Origin of the sequence: Pseudomonas sp. Sample_9 (genome assembly GCF_004307535.1) — a bacterium.
Lineage (GTDB): Bacteria > Pseudomonadota > Gammaproteobacteria > Pseudomonadales > Pseudomonadaceae > Aquipseudomonas > Aquipseudomonas mercuritolerans.
This window is the reverse complement of sequence record NZ_RAZO01000456.1, coordinates 21,977-31,604: the sequence shown is the minus strand read 5'-3', so window position 1 is coordinate 31,604 and position 9,628 is coordinate 21,977. Positions and strand designations below refer to the sequence as shown.

At 58.6% G+C, this 9,628-nt stretch carries 11 protein-coding genes; 8 read left to right on the top strand and 3 right to left on the bottom strand.

Annotated elements, in window-relative coordinates; genetic code table 11:
• Positions 1–11 precede the first annotated feature (11 nt).
• Complete coding sequence (locus D6877_RS26055; protein WP_130912569.1) at positions 12–728, top strand: DUF599 family protein; 717 nt, start codon at positions 12–14, stop codon at positions 726–728.
• Positions 728–1,129 (top strand): MAPEG family protein, encoded by a 402-nt coding sequence (locus D6877_RS26050; RefSeq protein WP_016773683.1) that lies wholly within the window; start codon positions 728–730, stop codon positions 1,127–1,129. The genes D6877_RS26055 and D6877_RS26050 overlap by 1 nt, the downstream gene beginning before the upstream one ends.
• Before the next feature lie 62 nt (positions 1,130–1,191).
• Here the strand turns inward: D6877_RS26050 and D6877_RS26045 are convergent, their stop codons facing one another.
• A complete protein-coding gene (locus D6877_RS26045) occupies positions 1,192–1,428 on the bottom strand; it encodes a hypothetical protein (RefSeq protein ID WP_007959016.1) in 237 nt (78 codons plus the stop codon).
• Positions 1,429–1,586: 158 nt separating this feature from the next.
• Here D6877_RS26045 and D6877_RS26040 point away from each other — a divergent pair, with 158 nt between their 5' ends.
• From D6877_RS26040 to D6877_RS26025, 4 genes are all read left to right on the top strand, one after another.
• Positions 1,587–2,063: a PaaI family thioesterase gene (locus tag D6877_RS26040; protein ID WP_130912567.1), complete on the top strand. Its 477-nt coding sequence runs from the start codon at positions 1,587–1,589 to the stop codon at positions 2,061–2,063.
• A complete protein-coding gene (locus D6877_RS26035; RefSeq protein ID WP_130912566.1) occupies positions 2,060–2,512 on the top strand; it encodes a PaaI family thioesterase in 453 nt (150 codons plus the stop codon). The genes D6877_RS26040 and D6877_RS26035 overlap by 4 nt, the downstream gene beginning before the upstream one ends.
• Positions 2,513–2,593: 81 nt before the next feature.
• Positions 2,594–4,498 carry a molecular chaperone HtpG gene (gene htpG / locus D6877_RS26030; RefSeq protein WP_130912565.1) on the top strand — a complete coding sequence of 635 codons (1,905 nt, stop codon included), beginning with the start codon at positions 2,594–2,596 and terminating at the stop codon, positions 4,496–4,498.
• Positions 4,499–4,567: 69 nt separating this feature from the next.
• Positions 4,568–5,296, top strand: coding sequence for a dienelactone hydrolase family protein (locus D6877_RS26025; protein ID WP_130912564.1), 729 nt, complete (start codon positions 4,568–4,570; stop codon positions 5,294–5,296).
• 327 nt (positions 5,297–5,623) lie between these two features.
• Here D6877_RS26025 and D6877_RS26020 read toward each other — a convergent pair whose 3' ends face one another.
• Both D6877_RS26020 and D6877_RS26015 read right to left on the bottom strand, forming a co-directional pair.
• Entirely contained in the window at positions 5,624–6,490 is an 867-nt protein-coding gene (locus D6877_RS26020) for a pirin family protein (protein WP_130912563.1), read from the bottom strand.
• Between the two features lie 61 nt (positions 6,491–6,551).
• Entirely contained in the window at positions 6,552–6,968 is a 417-nt protein-coding gene (locus tag D6877_RS26015) for an OsmC family protein (RefSeq protein WP_016773690.1), read from the bottom strand.
• Positions 6,969–7,121: 153 nt separating this feature from the next.
• On the opposite strand from D6877_RS26015, the gene D6877_RS26010 reads away from it, so the two are divergent.
• Positions 7,122–8,144 (top strand): amidohydrolase family protein, encoded by a 1,023-nt coding sequence (locus D6877_RS26010; protein WP_178083753.1) that lies wholly within the window; start codon positions 7,122–7,124, stop codon positions 8,142–8,144.
• A gap of 138 nt (positions 8,145–8,282) precedes the next feature.
• A partial coding sequence (locus tag D6877_RS26005; protein ID WP_130912568.1) for a methyl-accepting chemotaxis protein occupies positions 8,283–9,628 on the top strand: 1,346 nt, incomplete at its 3' end.

Below are 9,628 nucleotides of genomic sequence, written 5' to 3'. Positions count from 1 at the left end.
TCCAAGCCAATCTGATCCACTTGCTCGCCGCCGTCTGGTTTGTCGTCTGCTGGGGCGGTTACACCCGTTATGCCACCTGGAAGGCCCGCGATACGGCGTGTCTGGCCAGCGTGTTGCACCTGTACCGCGAAGACTGGATGCGCCGCATGCTGCTGCGTGACAACCGCATCGCCGATGCCAGCGTGATCGGCAATCTGGAGCGCAACGCCTCGTTCTTCGCCTCCAGCACGCTGATCATTCTCGCCGGTATTCTCACCGTGCTCGGTGCGTCCGACCGAGCTGTGTCGTTGTTGGCGGATATTCCGATGGTGCAGCAGGCGTCGCAGGGCATGTCGGAGATCAAGTTGCTGTGCCTGGCACTGGTGTTCGTCTATGCGTTCTTCACGTTCAGTTGGTGCATGCGGCAGTACAACTTCGCGGCGATTCTGGTCGGTTCAGCGCCGATGATCGGCGAGCGGCAAGTGACCGAGCAGGAACGCAAGGCCTTCGCTTCACGGGCGGCTCGGGTGATTTCGATGGCGGCCAACCAGTTCAACTTCGGCCTGCGCTCTTATTACTTCGGCATGAGCATGCTGGCGTGGTTCGTCAGCCCGTGGCTGTTCATGATCATGAGCGCGGGCGTGGTGGTGGTGTTGTATCGCCGCGAGTTTCATTCCGACGTTCTCGATGTCATGGTCTATACCCCTACAGAGGCGCCCGTCCCTGAGGCGAACAAAGAGGCTGTTTGATGAGTATTCCGTTCTGGTGTGTGTTTATCAGTGCTTTATTGATCTACGTGGCGCGCATGCCGGTGGCCAAGGCCATGAAAGAGCAGGGCGGGTATGACAATCACTTGCCTCGGCAGCAGCAGGCGCAGTTGACCGGCTTCGGTGCGAGGGCGCTGGCGGCCCATCAGAACAGCATCGAAGCCTTCATTCTGTTCGCGGTCGGTGTGCTGATGGCGCACACCACGCAAACTGCGGGTTGGCTGATCGATGCGCTGGCGATCATCTTCGTGATCTCGCGAGTGTTCTATCTGTGGTTCTATCTGGCCGATCTGGCGAAGTTGCGCAGCCTGATGTGGCTAGTTGGCTTCATCTGTTCGTTGTTGCTGATGATTAGTCCGACTTTTAGAACCGTGTTGCTCTAACCGGTAAATCGCAGGCAAAAGAAAACCCGCACTTGGCGGGTTTTCCTTTCACACCACAAAGCTTATTGCTTTTTGGCGGCTTCTTCTTGAGCAGCGGCGTTCGATTCAGCCTGAGCTTTGGCAGCTTCGGCGTTTTCTTTTGCTGCGTCGTTCACTTTATCCTGAGCTTTGTTCATGTCTTGCTGAGCTTGCTCAGCATGTTGGTTGGCATCTTGAGCTTTGTCCTCGGATTTTTTATCGCAGGCAGCGAGACCGAGGGAAGCGGTCAACATCAAGGCAATAGCTAAAGTCTTACGCATGGGGTGTATCTCCTTATGGAAAATAACTACTGGCCTTAAGAACTCGGCGCTACGGGTTAAGTTCCTCAATTGTTTCAGATATATAAGTTTGTTTTATCACGGAACTTTTGCCGCTTTTCTCAATACTGGCACAAGGCCCAAACGCGAGTAATTATCACATGGCCGAAAACCCCGTTTTTGAGCGCGCGACGCGCTTTTTATCGGCATTGCGCCACTGTCAGGTCTTGGGTCTGCAAGTGCACAGTGCTTCCAGCGAAGGGCTGACGGTGATCCTGCCGTACAGCGAAAAAATCGTCGGCAATCCCGAAACCGGAGTCATCCACGGCGGTGCCATCACTTCATTGATGGACACTGCATGCGGCATGTCGACCCTGTGCGTGCTGCCGGAGTTCGAAGTCTGTCCGACCCTCGATCTGCGCATCGACTACATGCACGCCGCTGAACCGAACAAAGCGGTGTACGGTTTTGCCCAGTGCTATCGCGTCACCACCGACGTGATCTTTGCCCGTGGTTTTGCTTACCAGGACGATCCCGAGCAACCGATTGCCCACGTCGTCGGCACATTCATGCGCATGGGCATCGGTCTGAAGGGCAGCAAAGGTTTCGCGGGCGCGATCAAGGGAGCCGGCCAATGAGCAACGATCTCAGGGAGCAGCTGCAACAGGCTCACGCGCTGGGCGATTACGCGCCGCTGCTGGCATTGATTCCTTATGCCGGGCTGATCGGTATCGAGTGCTCGCGAGTCGGCGATGAGCTCTTGTTCAAGCTGCCGGCGAACAAGGACAACATTGGTAACCCTTTATTGCCGGCGATCCATGGCGGGGTGATTGCCGGGTTCATGGAGCTGGCCGCAGCCCTGCATCTGCTGATTTTCACCGGCACGCCGGGTGTGCCGAAGATCATCGATTTTTCCCTCGATTACCTGCGCGCCGGGCAGTTTCGCGACACTTGGGCCAGGTGTCAGGTGTGCCGCCAGGGCCGTCGCGTCGCCAACGTTGCGGTCACTGCGTGGCAGAGTACCGAGGCCGAACCGATCGCCACGGCCCGCGCGCACTTCAAAATTGATGAGCCCTTGAAATCCTGAACAGCGCCCCCAACTCAGATGACAACCCGCCGCAGACCATTCGGGTCGCGGCCAATGCCATCTGATTGGAGTTTGATGACCATGAGTGTGGAAACTCAAAAGGAAACCCTGGGCTTCCAGACCGAGGTAAAGCAGCTGCTGCACCTCATGATCCATTCGCTGTATTCGAATAAGGAAATTTTCCTTCGCGAATTGATCTCGAACGCCTCTGACGCTGTCGACAAGCTGCGCTTCGAAGCCCTGGCCAAGCCGGAGTTGCTCGAAGGTGGCGCTGAGCTGAAAATCCGAGTGAGCTTCGACAAGGACGCCAAGACCGTCACCCTCGAAGACAACGGTATCGGCATGAACCGTGACGATGTGATCACCCACCTGGGGACCATCGCCAAATCCGGCACCGCCGATTTCATGAAAAACCTGTCCGGCGATCAGAAGAAAGATTCGCACCTGATCGGCCAGTTCGGTGTCGGCTTCTACTCGGCCTTCATCGTTGCCGACAAGGTTGATGTCTACAGCCGTCGCGCCGGCACCGATGCCAGCGAAGGCGTGCACTGGTCGTCGAAAGGCGAGGGCGAGTTCGAAGTCGCCACTATCGACAAGCCAGAGCGCGGCACCCGCATCGTCCTGCACCTGAAGTCCGGTGAAGACGAATTCGCGGATGGCTGGCGTCTGCGCAACATCATCAAGAAGTACTCCGACCACATCGCTTTGCCGATCGAACTGCCGAAGGAAGTCACTCCGGCCGAAGGCGAAGAGGCCCCCGCCGTTGAATGGGAAACCGTCAACCGCGCCAGCGCCCTGTGGACCCGTCCGCGCACTGAAGTCAAAGACGAGGAATACCAGGAGTTCTACAAACACATCGCTCACGACTTCGAGAATCCGCTGTCGTGGAGCCACAACAAGGTTGAGGGCAAGCTCGAGTACAGCTCGCTGCTGTACGTGCCGGCCCGCGCGCCGTTTGACCTGTACCAGCGTGAAGCGCCGAAAGGCCTGAAGCTGTACGTGCAGCGTGTGTTTGTAATGGATCAGGCCGAGTCGTTCCTGCCGCTGTACCTGCGCTTCATCAAAGGCGTGGTCGATTCCAACGACCTGTCGCTGAACGTGTCGCGGGAAATCCTGCAGAAAGACCCGATCATCGATTCGATGAAAACCGCGCTGACCAAGCGTGTGCTCGACATGCTGGAAAAACTGGCGAAGAACGAGCCTGAGCAATACAAGGGCTTCTGGAAGAACTTTGGTCAGGTCATGAAAGAAGGCCCGGCAGAAGACTTTGCCAACAAAGAGAAAATTGCCGGTCTGCTGCGTTTCGCATCGACCCAGGGCGACGACGGCGAGCAGGTTGTCGGTCTGGCTGACTACCTGGCCCGCGCCAAGGAAGGTCAGGACAAGATCTACTACCTCACCGGCGAAACCTACGCGCAGGTCAAGAACAGCCCGCACCTGGAAGTCTTCCGCAAGAAAGGCATCGAAGTGCTGCTGCTGACCGATCGCATCGACGAATGGCTGATGAGCTACCTCAGCGAATTCGACGGCAAGACGTTTGTCGACGTGGCACGCGGTGACCTCGATCTGGGCAACCTGGACTCGGAAGAGGACAAGAAAGCCGCAGAAGAAGTCGCCAAGTCCAAAGAAGGCCTGGTCGAGCGTCTGAAAACTGCGCTGGGTGATTCCGTGGCTGAAGTCCGCGTATCCCATCGTCTGACCGATTCGCCGGCCATTCTGGCCATCGGCGAACAGGACCTGGGCCTGCAAATGCGCCAGATCCTCGAAGCCAGCGGGCAGAAAGTCCCGGATTCGAAGCCGATCTTCGAATTCAACCCGAGCCACCCGCTGATCGAGAAACTCGATGGCGAGCAGAGCGAAGAGCGTTTTGGCGACCTGTCGCACATCCTCTTCGATCAGGCCGCCCTGGCAGCGGGCGACAGCTTGAAGGATCCGGCCGCATACGTGCGTCGTCTGAACAAGCTGCTGGTTGAACTGTCGGTTTGATCATGTTGTAGGAAAAACCCGCTTCGGCGGGTTTTTTCGTTCTGGTGTTTACACAATCAGGAGTCAGAAATGAGCCAAGTCACTGTACGTTCCGTGGTCTATCAGATTGACGACCAAGCCTATGAGGGCCGCCTGGCGTTCGACGCCGAGCATAAGGCTGCGCGCCCGGGTTTGCTGATGGCGCCGAACTGGATGGGCGTCAGCGCCGGTGCCGAAGACATCGCCAAAGCGGTAGCGGCCAAGGGTTACGTGGTGCTGATCGCGGATGTCTACGGCCAGAGCGTGCGTCCGCAGAACGCTGATGAGGCGCTGGCAGCGATGATGCCGCTCAAGGACGACCGCGCGCTGTTGCGCAAACGTCTGCAAGTGGCTTTCGAGCAATTGCAGAGCCAGGGCGAAGCCACGGTGGATACTTCGAAACTGGCGGTGTTCGGTTTCTGCTTCGGTGGTTGCTGTGCGCTGGATCTGGCCCGCACCGGCGCGCCGGTGAAAGCGGCGGTGTCGTTCCACGGCACGCTGGATTCGCCAAACCCGGCGGATGCGCAGAACATCAAGGGCTCGGTGCTGGTGCTGCATGGCGCGTCCGATCCGTTAGTGCCGAAGGAGCAACTGCCAGCGTTCGAAGAGGAAATGAACGCGGCGAAGGTCGACTGGCAACTGCTCAGCTATGGCGGTGCGGTGCACTCGTTTACCGATCCGCATGCCAACGTACCGGGCAAGATGATGTACGACGAAAAGACCGCCAAGCGCGCGTTCAAGTCGATGCATGATCTGTTGGATGAAGTGTTCAACGGTTAAAAGCGAAAAGCCCCTCACCCTAGCCCTCTCCCGGAGGGAGAGGGGACTGATTGGGGGTTGCTCGGGAGTGGCGTCGACCTGAACGTGAACAGGCGAATCCATAATCGCCGGGATTTTTCAGGTCGATTTATAATGCAAGACGCCTCGGTCGGCTCCCTATCGCTCTGGGATAGGGGACTGATTGGGGGTTGCTCGGGAGTGGCGTCGACCTGAACGGGAATAGGCGAATCCATAATCGCCGGGATTTTTTCAGGTTAATGTATAACGCAAGACGCCTCGGTCGGCTCCCTCTCCCTCTGGGAGAGGGCTGGGGTGAGGGTAAGCGGCCTAGCGCGGTAGTTCGATCCGCTCGACTTCCCCAGGCACCGTCGGCCAATCCCCGGCTGCCCACTTGCGCCGTGCCTCATCAATCGCCGCCGGATCGCTTGCAACAAAATTCCAGTTGATCCGCCTCGGACCGTCCAGCGCCGCGCCGCCGAACACCACCGCGTGCACATCGCTTTCGGCAAACAGGCTCATCTCTTCGCCGGCTGGCAACACCACCAGCGCATGCGGCTCGATCGCCTCGCCATTCAACTGCGCATCCCCGCTCAACACATACACCGCGCGTTCTTCATGCTCGGTGGGAATCAGCAATGTGGTCGCGGTCTGCATCTTCACTTCCGCATACAACGTAGGAGAAAGCACCGGCACCGGCGATTCCAGGCAAAAGCCTGACCCGGCAATCATGCGGATCTGCACGCCAAGGTTATCGCTGAGCGGCAACGTCGCTGCCGGGTGATGGCTGTAATGCCCCGGGCCCTGTTCGTGTGCCTTGGGCGAGGCCAGCCAGACTTGCAGGCCGTGCAGGGTGAAGGTCTCGGCAAGCAGTGGCGCAGGCGTGCGCTCGACGTGGGCGATGGCGCTGCCGGCGGTCATCCAGCTGACATCGCCGGCACCGACCACTTGATCGGAGCCCAGACTGTCCTTGTGCTGCAATTGCCCTTCGAACAAGTAGGTAAGTGTCGACAGGCCAATGTGCGGATGCTGGCGGATGTCCATACCTTTGCCCGTCGGATAAATCGTTTCGAGCATGTGGTCGAAAAACACGAAAGGCCCGACGTTGCGGCATTTGGCTGACGGCAGCGGGCGCAGAATCGGCTGGCCTTCGACGTCTTCGGCGCGCGGGCGGATGATCAGGAGTGGCGTGTCCATGGTGCATTCCAGGCTGAGCGGGTGATGCCAGAAGCATAACCCGCCGCTGGCATCAGGAGGATTATTGGCTGTCGAAGCCTTGTGGTGCGTGAGTTTCGATGCTGACTTCGCTGGTGGTCATCAATTTGTGAATCGGGCAGCGATCGGCCACACGCAGCAGTTCCTCACGCTGAGCGTCGGTGAGTACGCCTTTGAGCGTAAGGGTGACATGCAGGGCGTATTTGCCTTTCTGTTCCTGGCTGTTGTCGCGCTTTACCTCGACTCCCACGCCGGTCAGCGGGATGTCTTTTTTCTTAGCATACATTTTCACGGTCAGCGCTTTGCAGGCGCCCAGCGCAGCGTCGAAGTAATCGTGTGGCTCTGGTGCGGTGCCTTCACCACCGGCGGTTTTCGGTACATCGGCAAACAATTCGTGGTCGTCGATCTGGACGGTGTGACGAAAACCTTCGGCAGAGACGGTATTGACGGTAACAGTCATGGAAACCTCACAGGCGGCAGGAAAAATCGTTCGAACAAAACAGACCTTGCAGTTATAGAGCATTCCCGGCAGTGGGCGTTCCGCTTTTCCGCAGGGATGAACCCTTGTCGTTCGGGCGCGGTCTAGGCTATGCCCATCTGCCGGAGATTACTTGTGTCCTTGTCTCGTCTGAGTCTTGCCTGTCTGCTGCTGTTCGCTGGCAGCGCCAGTGCCCGCGAATACACCTACAGCGATGCGCACCTGCATTACGTGGATTTTTTCCAGGAAAGCGCCGGCATGCAGAAATTGCTCACGGCCATGAAGGACAATTCCGTCGAGCATGTGATGATTTCCGGCATTCCCGTGGCGAAGAAATGGCATGAAGACGAACCCAAGCGCCCGCGCTATTACGCCGGTGATGACGCCGATGCCTATTGGTACAGCGCCACCGATGTGATCATTGCCGACGCGGTGGAAAAACTTGCGCCGGAGCAGCGCCAGTACTTTCATCCGTTCCTGTCCGGCTTCAATCCCAATGACAAGAATTCCGCCGCGCACATCCAGCGCATGCTCGACCTGTATCCGGGTTTGTGGCAGGGCATCGGCGAGGTGTTCACCCGGCACGATGACCTGACCGCGCTGACCTCCGGCGACACACCCCGGGCCAACAACGAGGCGATGACCAAGATCTATCACCTCGCTGCGGAAAACGATCTGCCGGTGATGCTGCATTCCAACATCACTTCCAAGCGTGAGAAAAATCCGCTGTACCTGAAGGAGGTCGAAGAGCCGCTGCGTAATCATCCGCACACGCGGTTCATCTGGGCGCACGCCGGCACCAGCGCCGAGATCCATCGGCATCAAACGCAATTACCGTTTTTGTTGCCAACCCTGACGCGCATGCTTGAGGCCTATCCGAATCTGTTTATCGACCTGTCGTGGAGCATGCTCACGCCGTACTTGCTGGACGAGCAGGGCAAGCCGCGCGCCGAATGGCTGGCGCTGGTGGAAAAGTATCCCGAGCGCTTCATGCTCGGCTCTGACGTAGTAGGACGGTTCAACAAGCTCGGTCAGGAAATGCACAGCTACAAGCCGTTTCTCGATGCGCTGCCGGAAGCGGTGGCGCGCAAAGTCGCGCGGGATAACTTCCTGGCAATATTGCCGCGCAACACTGGTAAACCCGCCGGTCCGCGCTGAAACGTCAAAGCCACGGGTTCGGACTAGCCGCTCGTCTGCCTATCGCCTTTTCGTCTTACGCAATTTCACGGCAATGCCGATACCTTCTAAAGCAACCCGCTGCAGGCTGATGCAGCGCTTTTGGAAGGAGCCAGAGTGATGAATATCCGTAGTCTCAATATTGCCCCGCGTGCCGGTCTCGGTTTTGGCCTACTGGCCTTGATGGTGTTCGCCCTTGGCGCGTTCGCCTTGCTGCAAATGTCGAACATGCGTGCGCAGTCCGATGAAGTCGACAACAACTGGCTGCCAAGCGTGATGGCGGTCGGTGAGATGAGTCAGGACATGCTGCGCCTGCGCGCACTGACCATGCGCCTGTTGCTCAACCGTGACCCCAAGGCACTGGAGCAGAATGTCGCCAAGCTCGACGAACTGCGCAGCGGTCTGAGTGAGGCGCAGCAGCGTTATGACGCGTTGATCGTTTTGCCGGAAGAGCGCGTATTGTTCGAACGCTTCAAGGGCACCGAGCACAAATACCTTGAGCTTCAGGCACAAGTCCTACAGCTGTCAGCGCAGAATCGGGTGGCAGACGCTTCGGCGATTCTCAATGATCAGATGAGTCCGCTGGCCGATGAAATCGCTGCCACCCTGCGTCAGCTGGTCGAGTTGAACAAGCAAAATGCCGGTCTCGCCACTGAGGCAGCGCGCTTGGTCTTCAAGCAATCGCGGCTGTGGGTCGCAGTAATGATCGCCATGGCTGCGCTGATTACCGTCGGCCTGGCGTTGCTGCTGACGCGCAGCATTGTCGTGCCATTGTCGCAATCGCTCAGCGTGGCCGAAGTCGTGGCCGGCGGGGATTTGACCGGTGACATTCACATCGTTGGCAAAGACGAGCCGGCGCGCCTGCTGCAAGCGCTGAAAAGCATGCAGCACAATCTGCGCGACACGATCCGGCGGATCTCCGAGTCGTCCACGCAATTGGCCTCGGCGGCCGAAGAGCTGAGCAGCGTTACCGAAGATGCTACTCGTGGCCTGCATCAGCAGAGCCAGGAAATCGAGCAGGCCGCCACTGCGGTCAACCAGATGACGGCGGCGGTGGAAGAGGTGGCGAACAACGCCGTGGCCACGTCCGAAGCCTCCCGCGAGTCCGACCGCATCGCCCGGCAAGGGCGCGAGCAAGTGCAGCAGACGGTGACGTCGATCGAGTTTCTCGCCGGCGATGTCACCAACAATGCCGCGCAGGTCGAGGCGCTGGCGCAAAAGGTTCATGGCATCAGCAAAGTGCTGGACGTGATTCGCTCGATTGCCGAACAGACCAATCTGCTCGCGCTCAACGCCGCGATCGAAGCCGCGCGCGCCGGTGATGCCGGGCGTGGTTTTGCAGTAGTGGCGGATGAAGTGCGCGCGCTGGCGCATCGCACCCAGCAGTCGACCCAGGAAATCGAGCAGATGATCGGCGGGATTCAGCAGGGCACCGATTCGGCGGTCAGTTCGATGCAGCAGAGCAA

Coding starts and splice junctions, on each gene's coding strand:
- D6877_RS26020 (WP_130912563.1), bottom strand. CDS start 6,490: ATGGACACGCCACTCCTGATCATCCGCCCGCGCGCCGAAGACGTCGAA.
- D6877_RS26045 (WP_007959016.1), bottom strand. CDS start 1,428: ATGCGTAAGACTTTAGCTATTGCCTTGATGTTGACCGCTTCCCTCGGT.
- htpG (WP_130912565.1), top strand. CDS start 2,594: ATGAGTGTGGAAACTCAAAAGGAAACCCTGGGCTTCCAGACCGAGGTA.
- D6877_RS26040 (WP_130912567.1), top strand. CDS start 1,587: ATGGCCGAAAACCCCGTTTTTGAGCGCGCGACGCGCTTTTTATCGGCA.
- D6877_RS26025 (WP_130912564.1), top strand. CDS start 4,568: ATGAGCCAAGTCACTGTACGTTCCGTGGTCTATCAGATTGACGACCAA.
- D6877_RS26050 (WP_016773683.1), top strand. CDS start 728: ATGAGTATTCCGTTCTGGTGTGTGTTTATCAGTGCTTTATTGATCTAC.
- D6877_RS26035 (WP_130912566.1), top strand. CDS start 2,060: ATGAGCAACGATCTCAGGGAGCAGCTGCAACAGGCTCACGCGCTGGGC.
- D6877_RS26015 (WP_016773690.1), bottom strand. CDS start 6,968: ATGACTGTTACCGTCAATACCGTCTCTGCCGAAGGTTTTCGTCACACC.